Source organism: Nonomuraea sp. NBC_00507, from assembly GCF_036013525.1.
Lineage (GTDB): Bacteria > Actinomycetota > Actinomycetes > Streptosporangiales > Streptosporangiaceae > Nonomuraea.
Genome location: NZ_CP107853.1, coordinates 8683013 through 8698242 on the forward strand (window position 1 = coordinate 8683013; position 15230 = coordinate 8698242).

Here is a 15230-nt window from a genome sequence, read left to right on the forward strand (position 1 = left end):
TGGTCGCCCCTTCCGAAATCCTGGATATCCATCTACCGGCTGGAAAACGCAGTTCTCTTGCGACGTTGGGGAACCATGCTTTCGATACTAGGCGAAGCGGAAATGCCAATGCGTCGCCACTATGCTGCCCGAAAATAGGCCAAGGCCAACACGGGCGCGCATGACGACGGCGTGCGCTTCCTGGAGTGCGCTCGGGTCGTACGTCGGGAGCGGCCGGCCCCGCCGCCCGGTACGGCGAACGCCAACGGCCGAGATCCCGAATAGCTCGATCATTGCGCGCACCTCAGTGGCGGCCAGCATGGGGTACAGCAGCGCCGCCGCGTCGTCGATCGTCCAGGCGTCCACGTCATCATGATGCCCCGCCTGGGGCGGGCTCGTCTCGGCCACGCTCTACAAGCTCGCGTCCCACTGCAATGGCCACGCTCTGTGCGTCGAGCCTTCTCCTGCCAAGGGCATTGATCAGCATAAGCCCAATCGGCAACGCGATGGAGGCCACGATCAGCATTATGAAAGACCTATCGATCAGGATGCCCGTCGGGACACCAGTCATGATCGCCAGTAACCACGCGGCGTACCAGATCGACTCAACGGTGCTCAGATGCATGAAAGCGCGATGCGCAACGGGATTGTCTATGTAGAACTGGACCCTTTCGCGAAGCTCGCGCTCCCTCTCTGCTTTATTCGTCGCAGCCGTTCGGCTCCGCTTGGCGTTCCAAGCCTGGAACTTGGGCGTCAGGATGTTCGCGAGGATGCTCAGGGGGATGCTGATCAACGCACCCACGATCAAGCTCGTCATGTCCACGAGCAGGACACTAAGCCCGCAGGCAAGCGCCAGATGTCGGCCTTGTCCATTCCGTAATACCCAGACGTGCCTGAGGGCCGGAAGCGAGTCGGCGGGACGTTATCCCGGTCGCGTATCCGGGCCTCAGGGGTTCGGGTGGTCAGGGCCCGCTGTGGTGCGCGTCGCCGGAGTCGTCGTCAACGGCATGGGCCTCGATCCAGATGGTTGCGAGGTCGGGGCGTCCGAGCGCGGTCAGTAGCTCGGCGAGCGCGTCCACCTCCTCGCAGTTGAGGCGGATGGCGTCGTCGTGCGCGCAGGAGCCGTCGAAGGTTTCGACGAACGAGGCGGCGACGGTGTCGGGGATGGTCACGGGGCGGCCTGCTGTTCGAGTCGTCGGCCAGGCGGGCGATGATGTTCAGGATGTTGGCTCCGTCCATGCCGTGATGGGCGAACGGGCCCAGTGAGAACGCGACGTGCAGCAGCACGTCCACGGCGCCGGGGTTCGGCCCGAGCTCGCGGACGAACTCCGGCCGGATCATGGCCACGGCGTCGTCGATGGCCTGCGAGGCGTCCTCGTGGGCGTAGCGGCGGCGGCTCTCCCGGATGCTGTCGAGGATGCGCTGGCGGTCGTAGCCGTCGATGGCGACCAGGCCGCGCTGGGCGTAGTAGGTGGCGATCTCGTCGGGCGTCATCGGTTTCTCCTCAGGTGAGGGGCGGCCCGCCCTCCAAACAGGCCGCCCGGGGGTGGTCAGCGGCGAACCAGGGTCATGAGCCGCTTGTGGGCCGTGTTCTTGATCTCGTCGTCCGCGCCCTCCAGCAGGGCAGTGGCGCGGGCGATCTCCTCGGTCATGGTCTTGGCCGGGGCGGCGCGGCGCGACGTGGTCCAGGTAGGGTGACCACGCGCTCCGCGGCGTACGCGGTCCGCCCGAGGCGCTCCGACTCGGCGCGGTACATCGCACCGAGCTGCTCGCTGCGGCGGGCGGCGGCGTTGCGGGTGCGCAGAGGCCGCGTCGTCCTTGAGCGGCCACAGGTCCGTGACCAGCCGCTCGAAGTCCCGCATGGCGATCTCGGTCTGCGCGAGAAGGGTCTCCTCGGCCGCCCACTCTTCGTAGTACTCGACGGTAAGCCCGAGCGTGCGGCGGGCCTCGGCGATCCGGTCGAGGGCGCTCGCAGTGTGGCGGACCTTCCACGTGCTGTGCGCGTCACGCACGGCGAACCGCTTGGTGTTGGCGCAGACGACCCGCCACGGCGTGACGAGGGCCTGCGCCGGTGAGCGTCCGCAAGCCGATCGCCGAGCTGGCCGCGGACAAGAACTGGTTGGGCATCGCGGTCCGGCGGTGGCTGGCCACTTGGGAACGCAAGAGCGGCCGACCTCGAGCGTCGTGGGGCTTACTCAGCTACGCACGATCCGGTAACAGATCGCCCAGAGCGCTCCGCTATGCGTGATGATGTCGGCTGTGCTCAGCCAGCTCACCCCCTCACCAGCTCCGACCGTCACTGTGACCGAGACCGTTGTGGTGGCACCGGCCCCGCCGGTCGTGAACGTTCAGATGCCGCCAGACACGCTCGATGTGTGGAAGGACATCGTCTGGGGTGACTTCGGCGGCGCTGTGCTCGCCGTACTCGGAGGGCTCGTAGCCGGGTGGCTCGCCTCGCGCCTCGTCGTACGCGCCGATCGCCGGGCGCGGGATGAGGACAATCGACGGACCCTTGCGCTGGAGTACGCCGATGCATCCCGACAGCTTGCGAAGCTTCTGTACCCGGGTGTTCAGTCCAACATCCTGGAAGACGCGCTGGAGAGATTCGAACTGATCACCGGGCGGATAGCACGGTTCTACTCAGAACATCGCGAGCACGAAAGGTACGCCAGTTGGATCAAGTTGTCCGCCAGTCCCATCGGCACCCGCCTCTACCTCGCCATGCAGGACACTGAAACTGCCTATGGCCCTACCTCCGATCCGGACAAGCTGGCCGAGCTTTCCGAACTACGGACGGACCTGAAGGTCATCGAGCACAGCACGTTGGAGTGGGTCAGGTCCCCCGAGAACTGGAAGCTCGACGAGTCTGCCCGCGAGGCGCACACGCGGGTGAAAGAGATGTTCTCGTCCTCGCCCGCGGAAGACCCACCTTCCGAATGAGGCGCTAGAGGTCCGGATGGCGTTCTGACGCGGCTCATCTGGTTTCGACGGGGCGGATCTCGACGGTGGGGCAGGCCGGCCAGGTGCGCACCATGCGCAGCGCCTCGTCCAGGTCCTCGACATCGATCTCGCAGAACCCGCTGACCACCTCTTTGCCCTCGACGAACGGCCCGTCGGTGATCATCGGCTCCGCGTCGCCCCGCAGGCGAACGGTGGTGGCGGTGTGCGGGGGCTGGAGCTTGCCGCCCATGCGGGCCTTGCCCGCGTGGGCGGCGAACCACCGCTCCACCTGCCGCACGGCCTCCGCGCGTTCCTCGTCGCTCATGGCCGCCAGGTCCTTCTCGTACGGCTCGGTGTCGGCGAACATCAGCACGAATTTCATGGCATGTCTCTCCTTCTGCTCTTTATCAGAGAGACGATCGGCGGCACCTGGCATTCGACACCCGGCTCGGATGCTGCTCGAGATGGTCGCTAGACGAGGGCGACGCGCACCACCGGTGACCAGCGGGTGCAGCTCGACTTCTGGCCGGGAATGCCCCTCCTGCAGAGCTGGACCATGACGTCCACGTACGACCCGGCGGGAGCCGCGAAGGTGAACTTGCGGGCGACACCCGCCTTCACCTCCCGCTGCGCTCCTGCACCGGTGCGGAGGTTGTAGTAATAGCCGGGCGCGTCACCATAGCCGCCGTAATACAGGGTGACGTTGTTCGTGCACGAGTTGTACCGGGCGCCCAGGTACGGGGTGTCGTTGTACTCGTACCTGGTGGGGTTGCTGCCGGTCCGGTAGCCGGTCCGCGACGTGCCGTCCCGGATGTCGCAGTTCTGCGCCGTGACGGCGGCCTGTACCGTCGTGGTGGCCCCTGCCTGCGTTGCGGATGCCGACAGCAACCCGGCGGCCATCAAGGACGACGCCATGGCGGCGCCGGCGAGCATTCTTGCCTTCATGAGATTCCCCTGTGTCGGAACTTCCTACTCCGATGACTTTGAAGGCGCGGCACCCCGGGCCGCATGAGTAGCCCCTACTCAAAAACCGGCGGGGCTCCGCGTCGGAGGGATGGCCGAAGGTCCGTGCGCACACCGACGAGGGGTTGGTGGCGGCCGAGCGGATCAGGGCGGACCATCCTGGGGTCGGGGTGCTCGTGTTGTCACAGTATGTCGAGCCGGGCTACGCCCTGCGGTTGCTCGAAGAGCGCCCAGAACAGGTCGGCTACCTGCTGAAGGAGCGTGTGTTCGACCCGGTCATCCTGGTCGACGCGCTGCGCCGGCTGGCCGATGGCGAGACCGTGATCGACCCGACGATCGTGTCCCGGATCCTCGGCCGCCGCCGGGTCAAAGACCCGCTGGACGCCCTGACCGACCGCGAACGACAGGTGCTCGGCCTGGTGGCGGAGGGCATGTCGAACAAGGCCATCGCCGTCCGCCTGACCATCACGGACCGCACCGTCGAGGCCCACGTGGCCCAGGTGTTCGCCAAGTTCGGGCTGGCCGACGACCCGGCCTCGCACCGTCGCGTCCTCGCCGTCCTGGCCTTCCTCCGCTCAGCCGGCACCCGCTGACCCACGGACGATTCGGACGCTCGCCCCCCGCCGAGACCTGCCTGGCATCCCTGCCGTCTCAACTGTCGAGGAAGCGCAGGATGGCGAGCACGCGGCGGCTGTAGCCGGGGTTGCGGGGCAGGTCGAGCTTGTCCATGATGGCGTTGACGTGCTTTTCGACCGTACTGAGCGAGACGTGCATACGCGCGGCGACGGCGGTGTTCGTCAGACCTTGGGCGAGGTGCCGCAGCACCTCGGCTTCGCGCGGGCTCAGCTTGCTCAGCGGGTCGGCGTGGGTGGTGCGGGCGAGGAGCTGGCGCACGACCTCGGGGTCGAACACGGTGCCGCCCGTACGCACCCGCTCCAGCGACTCCAGGAAATCGGCCACCTCCGAGACCCGGTCCTTGAGCAGGTAGCCGAGCCCTTCGGGGCGCCCGGCCAGCAGCCTGGCCGCGTAGTGCTGCTCGACGTACTGGGACAGGACGAGCACGCCGACCTCCGGCCGGCGATCGCGGATCTCCAACGCCGCTCGCAGGCCTTCGTCCTTGTGGGCGGGCGGCATACGCACGTCGATCACGGCCACGTCCGGGCGGTGGTGTTCGACTGCGTCGAGCAGCGCGGCTGCGTCCCCGACGGCGGCGACGACCTCGTGGCCGGCGTCGTCGAGCAGCCGGGTCAGGCCCTCGCGCAGGAGCACGGAGTCGTCAGCCAGGATCACCCGCACGGCACGGCCTTCGGCAGCGTGGCGACGATTTTGGTGGGGCCGCCGGGCGGGCTGTCCACGACGAACTCGCCGTCCAGCGCCAGCACCCGCCTGGCCAGCCCGGACAGCCCGCCGCCCGACGGCTCGGCGCCGCCCTTGCCGTCGTCCGAGATCGCCACCCGCACCGTCCGCTCGTCCTCGCTCAACACGACCAGGATGTCACGTGCTCCGGCGTGCTTGACCGCGTTCGTGATGGCCTCGCGGGCCACGAAGTAGACAGCGGTCTCGATCTCGGAGACCGGCCGCTCGGCCAGTCCGTCGTGCACGGTCACCGGCACGATCGACCGCTCGGCCACGCCGGCGAGCGCCGCACGCAGTCCCAGCTCGTCGAGTGCGGTGGGGTAAATGCGCCAGGCCACGCTCCTCAGCTCGTCGAGGAGGTGGCGCGACTCGGCGTAGGCCTGGGCGACCAGCTCGCCGGTCGCGTCGTGGTCGCTGCTGTGCTGGGCGCGGCCGAGCAGCATGGCGAGGGCCACGCCGCGTTGCTGCACTCCGTCGTGCAGGTCGCGTTCGATTCTGCGGCGCTCGTCGTCCACGGCCTTGACGATGCCGGAGCGGGTCGCGGTCAGCTCGGCGATGCGTCTGCTCATCTGCTCGTGGCGGTCGGGGCCGAGGAAGCGGCCGGCCAGCCGCCGTTCGAGGGACCCGACGGCCAGGATCATGAGGGCGGTCAGGGCCAGCAGCGCCAGGCCGCTGGTCACCCCGAGCACGCCGCTGCTGGTGACCACTTTCACTCCCGGCAGGTTCACGGGCACCTGCTCGGACTCGCCCCAGGCCAGGTCCCACGACCCGCCGAGCAGGAGCAGACCGGTGAGGAACAGGGCGGAGGCGCAGACGTACCCGCCGAACACGCCCAGCGTGGCGCGGGCGGCGAGGAAACCGTAGCCGGCCTCCCCCGACGTCTCGTGGCCGAACCATCGGGCGAGCCTGGCACGTTCGACGGACACCAGCCTCGCCAGGCCCCGCGCGGCGGCGGGGCGGATCGCCGGCACCATCGACGCGGGCCACGCCACGCTCAGGAAGGCCAGCTCGACGACGCCCAGCGCCATCCCCAGGAACACGCCGACCAGCACGCGGGCGACCCGCTGGCCGTGATCCGACGCTGCCACGGCCCGAGTCTAGGCGTCGCGGCGGCGCAGCACCGCGTGGCCGATCGCCAGCGCGGCCGCCGTCCAGGCCAGCAGCCAGGCCAGTCCTTCGCCCGCCGAGTACGGGATCGGCCCGCCGGTCAGGTTGTCGGTGCTGCCCATGAACGCCAGCCCCGCGAACAGCGGCATACGCAGCGACGCCTCCAGCGCCGCCTGGCTCCCCGTCATGAGCAACAGCAGAGGCAGACCCATGAGCAGCATGAACACGACGGTCAGCGTGCCTGCCGCACTGCGCATGGCGGTGCCCACGCCCACGGTCATCACCGACAGCAGCGCGAAGAACCCGCCGACGGCGAGCAGGTCGGCCACGACCTCGCCGGCGGGCAGCACGACCAGCCCGCCGAACGCGTCGGCCGACAGCAGCAGGTAGACGGCCGCCGTCGCCACGGCACCCGACAACACGCCCGCCGCGGCCATCGCCGGCACCACCACCAGCGCCTTCGCCGCCAGCATCACACCGCGGACCGGGACGGCCTGCAGGGTGACACGGACGGCGCCGGAGGAGTACTCGGAGGTGATCGTCAGCATCGCCAGCGCCACGAGCGCGAACTGGGCGAACGAGGCCGCCGACACCACAGGCTCGCTCGCGACGACCGGCGTGGCCGCGCCCTCCCGCAGCAGCGCCTCCGTGGCCGTCGCGCCGCCCAGCGTCAGAGCGCTGAGCACCATGAGCACCGTCGCGGCGGCCAGGCACCACCACGTCGACCGCACGGACCACAACTTGCCCCATTCGGCGCCGATCGCCTGCCACAACGTGCTCACACCTCCGCCTTTCCCGCGCCGTACTCGACGCTCTGCGCCGTCAGCTCCTGGTATGCCTGCTCGAGCGACGCCTCCCGGGTCCGCAGCTCGTGCAGCCTGATCCCCGCCTCGTGCGCCAGGTCGCCCACCCGCTCCATCGGCGCCCCTGTGGCGACCAGTTCGTTCTCCGCCTGGCGCGCCACCTCGACCCCCGCGGTGCGCAGTCGTGCGGCCAGTTCCCTGGCGTGCGGGGTACGGACGACCACGGCCGTCAGCGAGCTGCCCGCGATGACGTCCGCGAGCGGGGCGTCCATGAGGAGCCGCCCCTTCCCGATCACCACCAGGTGGTCGGCGGTCAGCTGCATCTCGCTCATGAGGTGGCTGGAGACGAACACCGTGCGGCCCTCCGCGGCCAGTGACCTCATGAGGCCGCGTACCCACCGCACCCCGTCGGGGTCGAGCCCGTTGACGGGCTCGTCGAACATCAGCACCTCGGGGTCGCCCAGCAGCGCCGCCGCGATGCCGAGCCGCTGGCTCATGCCGAGCGACAACGTCCCGGCCCGTTTGCGCGCCGCACCGGCCATCCCGACGGTCTCCAGCACCTGCGCGACGCGCCGCCGCGCAATGCCGTTGCTGCGCGCCAGCGCCGCCAGGTGCGCGTACCCGCTGCGGCCGGGGTGCAGCGCGCGTGCGTCGAGCAGCGCCCCCACGGTGCTCAGCGGGTTCCTGATCTTCCGGTACGGCCTGCCTCCGATGAGCGCCGTGCCTGAGGTGGGATGGTCGAGCCCGAGCACGAGCCGCATCGTCGTCGACTTGCCGGCTCCGTTCGGCCCCAGGAAGCCGGTCACCGTGCCGGGCTTCAATTCCAGCGACAGGTCGTCGACGACGAGCCGGTCGCCGTAACGCTTGCTCAAACCCTTGAGACTGATCACGCCGCCCCACGCTAGGCAGCGGCTGCCCGGATGACCATGGAGGCGGCCCGCCGAACTCGATGGCGGAAAACCGTAACGGCGGGGCCGGAGGCAAACGGGGACACCTCCGGGCCGGCTCGAGAAACGTATTCGGCGCCTGTGCGAGGACGCGGCCCACGGTCTGGCGCCGGCGCTGCGGGACATCGAATTCACGTGCAGAGAAGCTGGATCGCCTCCGAAATCTTCAGCAAACTCGATATCGAAATGCTCTGAAGATAATCGGAGAGCGCCCCTCTTAATCTCCCGAATCTCACTTCCGGATCGGCATTGAGCCAAGGCGCACGTGCAGACACTCCTCCGAGAGGATCGCTCACCGCATGCGGACGCTCTGGCTCAGGCGCTCACCGCCGCACGTCGAATTGCGGACTGAGAGGGCCTTGCTCGCCGCCAAGAAACCGATCTTCCTGGACGTGGTGGTCGCCTGACGGGTCAGCGCTCGAAGAGCGTCCTGGCCACGTCGAAGGACTGGCCGGCCACGTCCTCCTCGGCCCGCCGGTACGCCTCGATCACGGCCTCGGCCAGCGCCTGCGACCCCAGCCGCAGAGCACGGGGATCGATGCGCAGCGCGGTCAGTGACCCGCTGGGCGACAGCTCGACCGCAACCTGGCCGCCGGCGCTCTCGCCCCGCCCTCTGGTCTCGGCCAGCAGGCGGGTCGCCTCCTCGAACCCGGCCGCGTGCGCCGCCAGCTCCGCGAGGGCGCGGTCGATCTCCGGATCGCCGGAACGGGGTGTCGTCATCGTGGTTCCTTACTTCACCGCTTGAAGATGAACGCCCTCGGCGCGTGCGCCAGGGCCGAGCGCAGCGCGCCCTCGTCCGACAAGCCGCCGCTGGCGACGAGCGGGTAGATGGTGGCGGCCGACAGCGTGCGGCGGAAGAACTTGCCCGCCGGGCCCGCGCCCAGCAGCGTCTCGGTGAGCTGCGTCTTCGGGATGAACTTGCGGACGTCGCTCAGGGCCTTGATGCCGCCGTTGTAGGCCATCTCGGCGGCGAAGTGCTTGCCCGCGTACGCCCAGAGGTTGCCCATCGGCTGGCCGGTCGCGGCCGAGCTGGCCGCGTGCACGCCGGTCTTGAGCACGGTCCACAGCACGGAGTCGGCCACCGCGTCCAGGCCCTCCCGCACCAGGTACTCGCCGACCTTACGCTTGCCGATCCGGTACTGGAGGATCCACTGGACGGTCTTCTGGAAGATCGTGCGCTCCAGCCTGGCCCTGGCCTGCAGGTACCGGAAGGCCCTCAGGGCGGCTTCCCGCGCCGCCGGGTAGACGAAGCCGAACATCATCGTGAACGCCATGGCGGCGAGCATGGTGCCGATGATCCACAGCTGTTCCCGGTGCTCGTCCACGGCGTTGGCGTAGTCGTCGCAGCCGTCGGCCAGTTCGCGCAGCTCCTCCTGGAGCGCGGCGTAGCGGGGGGCGAGCTCGTACGGCCACACGTCCGCGAACCGGGACACGGCCTGGCTGTCGTTGGCCTTGCGTACTGCGGCGACGCCGGTCTCGGTCTGGCGGGCGAGCTCACCGATGGAGTCGGCGAACTCGCGCAGCTCCCGGGCGCGGGCCCGCAAATTGGACGAGTCGGCCTCAGGCACGTACACGCCGGCGAACCAGGCGAGGGCCTGGAAAGGGTCGAACATCAGGCACCCTCCTTGCGTGGCGGAGCCTGCGGGATCGGCGCGTCCGGGATGTCCGGGATCTTCGGGAGCGTGTTGATGATCTGCTGCTCCAGGTAGTCCCACATCTTGTCGAAGTCACGCAGGTTGCCGGCCCACGTGAAGTTCTTGTCGGCGATGCGGCGCAGGGCGCCGGTGAGGGAGTCGTAGCCGTCGGCGTACCACTCGGCGAAGCGCCGGCCGTCGTCGTCGCCGCCGACCAGGCCGGAGGTGCCGGCCAGCGACGTGGAGGCGCGCTGCCGCGCCACCACGTCGTCGCCGGTCTTGTCGAACAGCCTGGCCAGCTCGCGTATCGACGTCCAGTCGATCAGCACCCCCTGCCCGGAGTTCGGCGCGGGGCCCGGCTCCCGGCTCCGGTCGTCGGGAACGTGCGGGACTTCCGCCGTGGGGAAAGGGGTGGGCGTCGGTGCCGGGGTGGTCGGGCTGGGCGCCGGCGTCTCCGACGGGCTCGGACTTGGCGTGCCCGAAGGCGTCGGGCTCGGGGTGCCGGAGGGCGTCGGGCTCGGCGTCCCCGAAGGGGTCGGACTTGGGGTGCCGGAGGGCGTCGGATTCGGCGTGTCCGAGGGCGTCGGGCTCGGCGTCCCTGAAGGCGTCGGACTCGGGGTGCCGGTGGGCGTAGGCGTGGCCGAGGACGTCGGGGTGGCCGAGGACGTCGGGGTGGGCGTGGACGTGGGGCTGGCGGTCGTCGTCGCCGTGGGGCCTGGACCGGTCACGGGGCTCGGCCCATCGGACGAATCCGCCATTAACACTCCATTCACTACAAAACCACCAGTAACAATGACATCAGCACGATAACACCAACAAATTTCCCCAGTGTTAACCGTGGCGTTTACATCAAGGCTGGTGCGCGTTCATCCACTCAGGGGTCTCCCTGAGCAGCTCGTCCAGGTCCTCGAGGAGTTCTTCCTCGACGCGCCCCGCCCGCGCCAGCTCCTCCACCCGCTGGCACAACGCGGCCTCGCGCCCGGCCCCCACGGTCGCGCAGCTGCCCTTGAGCCGGTGCGCCAGCGCCGCCACCTCCGGCAGATCCCCGTCCCGCGCCGCCCGGAGCAGATCCTCGAAGGTCCGCCGCGCGGTCGCGAGGTACGCCTGCGCGACATCCGCCACCGCCTCCGCCGACAGGCCCGCCAGCTCGGGCGGAAGACCGGCGTAGGAGGCCCACTCCGGAATCCTGGCGAGCACCCGCGGCCAGTCCACCGGCTTGGCCAGATGGTCGTCCATGCCGGCTTCGAGGCACCGGATCCGGTCGTCCGGCATGGCCGCCGCGGTCATCGCGATGATCGGGGTACGTGCCTCCTCGCGGCCCCTGATCTCCTCGGTCGCGGCCAGCCCGTCGAGCACGGGCAGCTGGCAGTCCATGAACACCAGGTCGTAGCCGCCGGCCAGCACGGCCCGCACCGCCTGCTCGCCGTCCTCGACGGTGTCCACCTCGTGCCCGGCCTGCCGCAGGACGAGCATGGCCACCTGACGGCTGACCTCGTCGTCCTCGGCCACCAGGATGCGCACGCCCTCAGCGGCGCCCGCCGCGACCGGCGTGCCCTCGCGCGGCTCCCCGGAGCACTCGGCGGTGCCCAGGGCGTTCTCCACGGCGGCGAGCAGGCGGCGCCGGCTGAGCGGCCGGGTGATCGACTGCACGGGCCGCTCCCCGGCGGACGGCCAGGCGAAACGGGCCCGGCCCGGCGTGACGACCACGACGACGCTGGTGGTCTGAAGCAGCGGGTCGCTGAGGATGGCGTGCGCGAGCGTCTCACCGTCCTGGGCCGCGCCGAGTTCTGCGGGGCCGAAATCTCCGGAGCCGAGGTCGAGCGCGACCACGGCCAGCTCGTACGGGCTGCCGCCGGCGGCCGCGTCGTGCAGGCAGGCCAGCGCGGACCGGGCGTCCCTGGTCTCCTTCACGGAGAGCCCCGCGTCGGAGAGGTAGCGCCCGGCCAGCGCCCGGTCCTCGGGGCGCGGGTCGGCGACCAGCGCGCGCCGCCCCTCCAGCGCCCCGGCCCCTGGTTCGGACCACGTCAGAACGTCCACCGGCAGCCGCACCCAGAACCGGCTGCCCACTCCCTCCACGCTGTCGAGGCCGATTTCCCCGCCCATGAGTTCGGTGAGCTGCCTGGAGATGGCCAGGCCGAGGCCGCTCCCGCCGGTCCGGCGCGTGATGGGCGAGTCGACCTGGCGGAAGACGCCGAAGACCCGCTCCCGGTCGTCGGGGCCGACGCCGATGCCGGTGTCGGAGACGGCGAACCCGAGCACCACCCGCGAGCTGCCCGGCTCGCCCTCGTGCAGCGTGACGTGCAGGTCGACGCCGCCCTGGACGGTGAACTTCAGCGCGTTGCCGATCAGGTTCGTGAGGATCTGCCGCAGCCGGGCCGGATCGCCCGCCACCTGCCGTGGAACGTGTTCGTCGAGCCTGAGCGTGAGCCAGAGGCCCTGCTCGTAGGCGAGCGGCGCGAGCGGCGCCACCACTTCGTCGCACAGCCGCGGCAGATCGAACGGCGCCGCGTCGACCTGCAGGTGGCCCGCCTCGATCCTGGACAGGTCGAGGAAGTCGTCGAGGAGGCGCAGCACGTTCTGGGCCGACTCCTGACCGGTGGTGGCGTAGTAGCGCTGCTCGTCGTCCAGCCGGGTGCCCATGAGCAGCGAGTTCATGCCGAGCACGCCGTTGATCGGGGTGCGGATCTCGTGGCTGATCTTGGCCAGGAACTCGGATTTGGCGCTGGAGGCCTGGACCGCCTCGTCCCTGGCGTCGGCGAGTTCGGCCGCGTACCTGGCCAGGGTCGCCTGCGCCCGGCGGCGGCCGCGCGTGGTGTGGATCTGGATGCCCAGGCCGATGAGGATGAGCAGGGCGAGCAGGGCCGCCACCGTCATCACGTTGCCGCGCAGCTTTTCTGCGGAGGCCAGCGCCTCGGATGCGGCGACCTCGGCGGTCACCGTCCAGCCGACGCCCGGGATGGGCTCGGAGGCCGACAACACGGTGCCGTCGATGCCGTGGAAGGGGCCGTTCCAGGTGCGGGCCATCAACGCCGCGTCCACCCGTGGGTCCTCGCGCAGGGAGGTGAGGGCGTACAGCTGCCTGCCGGGGTCGGCGACGAGCACGCCGGCCTGGTCCGTGATCAGCAGCCGGATGTCCTGGGCCTCGGCCGCGTCCTTGGCGAACCGCTGGATGGCGTCCAGGCTGTAGACCACGGTGAGAATGCCGATCATGCGCTTGCCGTCGGCGCTCGGGATGGGCACGGCCACGGCGACGGCTCTGGACAGGTCGCGCATCGTGGGCGTGTAGGCCTGCGAGACGTACGGCTGGCGCTGGTCGCGCACCGCGCGGTACCAGTCGGTGTTGCCGATGTCCTGGGGCAGGGCGCTCTGCGGCTCGGCGCCCAGCATGTCGCCTTCAGGGGAGATGAGGATCAGGCCGCTGACGCCGTCGCGCATCTGCTTCAGTTCGCCGAGGTAGCCCTGCAGGGTGGCGGCGGTGGCGTTCTCGACCGCCTGGCGCACCCGGGGCTGCTGGGCGAACGCGCTGACGAGCTGCTTGAGCGAGCCCATCTGCTGGTCCACCACGACCCTGCTGACCGTCGCGGTGGTCTTGACCCGGTCGGTGACCTCGTCGCGTACCGCCTGCTCGGTCAGGGAGATGCTGGAGGCGGTCAGCAGCGCCAAGGGAAGCAGCCCGAGCAGCGTCCACAGGGCCGTCACCGCGAGCAGCCATCTCACCGGCGTCCGTCTCCCTGTCGCTCGAGCCTGTCACTCGGGTACAGAGTAGGAGGGATCGGGCGCGCGTGGGAGGATCGCCGTGAGCAGAATGCGCTAAAGTCGATCTTATTTAACAAAAGCCTCCTAAGCTGCTCAGAACCGCTGTCAGTAGAAGCGAGGAGTGTGGCGATGCCTGTATCCAGGGACATCACCGTTCTCATCGTGGACGACGACCCGGTGGTGACCGCCGCGCTGCAGGCGCAGGTGAACCGGGTCCTCGGGTTCCGAGTGGTGGGGATCGCGCACAGCGGGCACGCGGCGCTGGCGGCCGCGGCCCGGTTCGCGCCGCGGCTGGTGCTGCTCGACCTGCATCTGCCGGACCTGCCCGGCCTGGAGGTCGCGCACCGGCTGCGCCGGCCCGACCAGCCACCGGCCGACGTCATCGTGATCTCCGGGCGCAAGGAGTCGGCGACGGTACGCGCGGCCATCCAGCGCGGCGCCCTCTACTACCTGGTCAAGCCGACCAGGGCCGGCACGCTCGAGCAGACGCTGCTGCGCTACGCGGCCACGGCCGCGCAGCTGGAGTCCGGCGGCCGGTTCGCCGAGCAGCAGGAGATCGACCGGATCTTCCGCCTGCTCCACATCGACCACGTGGACCGGCCGAAGAGCATTTCCGCAGCCACCGAGCAGGCGGTGCTCGACGCGCTGGCCGAGGTCGAGGAGGACGTCTCGGCGCACGAGCTGGCCGCCTCGATCGGCGTCAGCCGTGCCACCGCCCGCCGCTACCTGGAGCATCTGGCCGACCGGGGCCTGGTGGAGGCCCGGCCGCGGTACGGGCCGACCGGCCGGCCCCAGCACCGGTACCGGTCGCGGTGACCAGGCTCAAGGTCCTGCTCGCCGTACTCCTGTGTCTGCTGCCCGCGGCCTGTGCGAGCTCCGGCGAGGCGCGGGCGTTCCCCGAGGGCTCGACCATGGCGCGCATCAGGGACCGCGGCTGGCTCCTCGTGGGCATCAAGTTCGACCAGCCGATGTTCGGCTACAAGGACCCGGCGACCGGGCGGATCACCGGGTTCGACGCGGAGATGGCCCGGCTCGTGGCCAAGGACCTGACCGGCAGCGAGCGCAACATCCGCTTCGTCGAGACGGTTTCGCGCGAGCGGGAGAACTTCATCTCCCAGCAGGTCGTGGACCTCGTCATCGCCACGTACTCGATCACCGAGGCCCGCTCCCAGCTGGTGACCTTCACCGACCCCTACTACTACGCGGGGCAGGACCTGCTGGTCAGGGCGGCCGACACCCGCATCGACGGCGTGTCGGATCTCGCCGACAAGAAGGTGTGCACGGCCAAGGGCTCCACGTCCGTCGAGCGGCTGCTCGGCGAGCTGTCCCGCGAGAACCTGGCGATCGTGGACGGCTACAGCGAGTGCGTGCCGGCGCTGCTGGCCGGCCACGTCGACGCGATCAGCACTGACGACACCATCCTGCTCGGCCTGCAGGAGCAGCATCCGAGCGCGCTGCGGCTGGTCGGCAAGCCGTTCGGCAAGGAGCCGTACGGGATGGGCATCCGCAAGCACGACACGGCCTTCCGCGACTACCTCAACGGGCTGATCGCCCGCTGGCTGGCCGACGGCCAGTGGGACCGGGCCTACCGGGACACCATCGGCGTCTCCGGGGCGACGTCCGACCAGTCCAAACCTGCTCGCCGCTGACCAGAACCGCTGATCTCTGAGCAGAACGATCACAAGCCTTTTCGCGGAACATGCGGCTCCTACGGTTACGCCAACGCTGACCGACAGCAAGGAGCG

The 15230-nt window shown here is 70.0% G+C and carries 18 protein-coding genes and 1 pseudogene; 5 read left to right on the forward strand and 14 right to left on the reverse strand.

Translation table 11 applies throughout. From position 1 onward, the window contains the following. Positions 1–87: 87 nt before the first annotated feature. The 4 genes and pseudogenes from OHA25_RS41925 to OHA25_RS41940 all read right to left on the reverse strand — a co-directional run. The gene (locus OHA25_RS41925) at positions 88–345 is read right to left on the reverse strand and encodes a hypothetical protein (RefSeq protein ID WP_327582463.1); all 258 of its coding nucleotides are present in this window, start codon (positions 343–345) and stop codon (positions 88–90) included. 4 nt (positions 346–349) lie between these two features. Further along, on the reverse strand, positions 350–802 hold the full coding sequence (locus OHA25_RS41930) for a hypothetical protein (RefSeq protein ID WP_327582464.1): 453 nt from the start codon (positions 800–802) through the stop codon (positions 350–352). Between the two features lie 176 nt (positions 803–978). Then, positions 979–1473: a hypothetical protein gene (locus tag OHA25_RS41935; protein ID WP_327582465.1), complete on the reverse strand. Its 495-nt coding sequence runs from the start codon at positions 1471–1473 to the stop codon at positions 979–981. Between the two features lie 56 nt (positions 1474–1529). Next, a pseudogene (locus tag OHA25_RS41940) lies at positions 1530–2048 on the reverse strand (DUF932 domain-containing protein); the annotation flags it as partial. A 190-nt stretch (positions 2049–2238) separates the two neighbouring features. Between OHA25_RS41940 and OHA25_RS41945 the strand changes: the two are divergent. Beyond that, on the forward strand, positions 2239–2919 hold the full coding sequence (locus tag OHA25_RS41945; protein WP_327582466.1) for a hypothetical protein: 681 nt from the start codon (positions 2239–2241) through the stop codon (positions 2917–2919). A 34-nt stretch (positions 2920–2953) separates the two neighbouring features. Here OHA25_RS41945 and OHA25_RS41950 read toward each other — a convergent pair whose 3' ends face one another. After that, the gene (locus OHA25_RS41950; RefSeq protein WP_327582467.1) at positions 2954–3301 is read right to left on the reverse strand and encodes a YciI family protein; all 348 of its coding nucleotides are present in this window, start codon (positions 3299–3301) and stop codon (positions 2954–2956) included. An 89-nt stretch (positions 3302–3390) separates the two neighbouring features. Further along, complete coding sequence (locus tag OHA25_RS41955; RefSeq protein WP_327582468.1) at positions 3391–3864, reverse strand: hypothetical protein; 474 nt, start codon at positions 3862–3864, stop codon at positions 3391–3393. A 146-nt stretch (positions 3865–4010) separates the two neighbouring features. On the opposite strand from OHA25_RS41955, the gene OHA25_RS41960 reads away from it, so the two are divergent. Beyond that, positions 4011–4475, forward strand: coding sequence for a response regulator transcription factor (locus tag OHA25_RS41960; protein WP_327582469.1), 465 nt, complete (start codon positions 4011–4013; stop codon positions 4473–4475). 58 nt (positions 4476–4533) lie between these two features. On the opposite strand, the gene OHA25_RS41965 is transcribed toward OHA25_RS41960, so the two are convergent. The 7 genes from OHA25_RS41965 to OHA25_RS41995 form a co-directional block, all read right to left on the reverse strand. Beyond that, the gene (locus tag OHA25_RS41965) at positions 4534–5178 is read right to left on the reverse strand and encodes a response regulator transcription factor (protein ID WP_327582470.1); all 645 of its coding nucleotides are present in this window, start codon (positions 5176–5178) and stop codon (positions 4534–4536) included. Next, complete coding sequence (locus OHA25_RS41970) at positions 5169–6326, reverse strand: sensor histidine kinase (RefSeq protein WP_327582471.1); 1158 nt, start codon at positions 6324–6326, stop codon at positions 5169–5171. The genes OHA25_RS41965 and OHA25_RS41970 overlap by 10 nt, the downstream gene beginning before the upstream one ends. A 9-nt stretch (positions 6327–6335) precedes the next feature. Beyond that, a complete protein-coding gene (locus tag OHA25_RS41975) occupies positions 6336–7127 on the reverse strand; it encodes an ABC transporter permease (RefSeq protein WP_327582472.1) in 792 nt (263 codons plus the stop codon). Beyond that, positions 7124–8038, reverse strand: coding sequence for an ATP-binding cassette domain-containing protein (locus OHA25_RS41980; protein WP_327582473.1), 915 nt, complete (start codon positions 8036–8038; stop codon positions 7124–7126). Before OHA25_RS41980 ends, OHA25_RS41975 begins: the two co-directional genes overlap by 4 nt. A gap of 468 nt (positions 8039–8506) precedes the next feature. Continuing rightward, positions 8507–8815, reverse strand: coding sequence for a YbaB/EbfC family nucleoid-associated protein (locus OHA25_RS41985; RefSeq protein WP_305920453.1), 309 nt, complete (start codon positions 8813–8815; stop codon positions 8507–8509). Positions 8816–8829: 14 nt separating this feature from the next. Next, entirely contained in the window at positions 8830–9708 is an 879-nt protein-coding gene (locus OHA25_RS41990) for a WXG100-like domain-containing protein (protein ID WP_327582474.1), read from the reverse strand. Beyond that, positions 9708–10058, reverse strand: a complete 351-nt coding sequence (locus tag OHA25_RS41995) for a hypothetical protein (RefSeq protein WP_305920451.1) — start codon at positions 10056–10058, stop codon at positions 9708–9710. The genes OHA25_RS41990 and OHA25_RS41995 overlap by 1 nt, the downstream gene beginning before the upstream one ends. A gap of 70 nt (positions 10059–10128) precedes the next feature. On the opposite strand from OHA25_RS41995, the gene OHA25_RS42000 reads away from it, so the two are divergent. Then, a complete protein-coding gene (locus tag OHA25_RS42000) occupies positions 10129–10539 on the forward strand; it encodes a hypothetical protein (protein ID WP_327582475.1) in 411 nt (136 codons plus the stop codon). 39 nt (positions 10540–10578) lie between these two features. On the opposite strand, the gene OHA25_RS42005 is transcribed toward OHA25_RS42000, so the two are convergent. Continuing rightward, the gene (locus tag OHA25_RS42005; RefSeq protein WP_327582476.1) at positions 10579–13446 is read right to left on the reverse strand and encodes a hybrid sensor histidine kinase/response regulator; all 2868 of its coding nucleotides are present in this window, start codon (positions 13444–13446) and stop codon (positions 10579–10581) included. A gap of 168 nt (positions 13447–13614) precedes the next feature. Here OHA25_RS42005 and OHA25_RS42010 point away from each other — a divergent pair, with 168 nt between their 5' ends. Further along, complete coding sequence (locus tag OHA25_RS42010; RefSeq protein WP_327582477.1) at positions 13615–14301, forward strand: response regulator; 687 nt, start codon at positions 13615–13617, stop codon at positions 14299–14301. Beyond that, positions 14298–15134 carry a glutamate ABC transporter substrate-binding protein gene (locus OHA25_RS42015; protein ID WP_327582478.1) on the forward strand — a complete coding sequence of 279 codons (837 nt, stop codon included), beginning with the start codon at positions 14298–14300 and terminating at the stop codon, positions 15132–15134. The genes OHA25_RS42010 and OHA25_RS42015 overlap by 4 nt, the downstream gene beginning before the upstream one ends. Positions 15135–15230: the final 96 nt, after the last annotated feature.

Bases quoted from the DNA above. Each gene is read 5' to 3' on its own strand.
- OHA25_RS41935 (WP_327582465.1), bottom strand. From the start codon at position 1,473: ATGACGCCCGACGAGATCGCCACCTACTACGCCCAGCGCGGCCTGGTC.
- OHA25_RS41950 (WP_327582467.1), bottom strand. From the start codon at position 3,301: ATGAAATTCGTGCTGATGTTCGCCGACACCGAGCCGTACGAGAAGGAC.
- OHA25_RS41955 (WP_327582468.1), bottom strand. From the start codon at position 3,864: ATGAAGGCAAGAATGCTCGCCGGCGCCGCCATGGCGTCGTCCTTGATG.
- OHA25_RS42010 (WP_327582477.1), top strand. From the start codon at position 13,615: ATGCCTGTATCCAGGGACATCACCGTTCTCATCGTGGACGACGACCCG.
- OHA25_RS41985 (WP_305920453.1), bottom strand. From the start codon at position 8,815: ATGACGACACCCCGTTCCGGCGATCCGGAGATCGACCGCGCCCTCGCG.
- OHA25_RS41990 (WP_327582474.1), bottom strand. From the start codon at position 9,708: ATGTTCGACCCTTTCCAGGCCCTCGCCTGGTTCGCCGGCGTGTACGTG.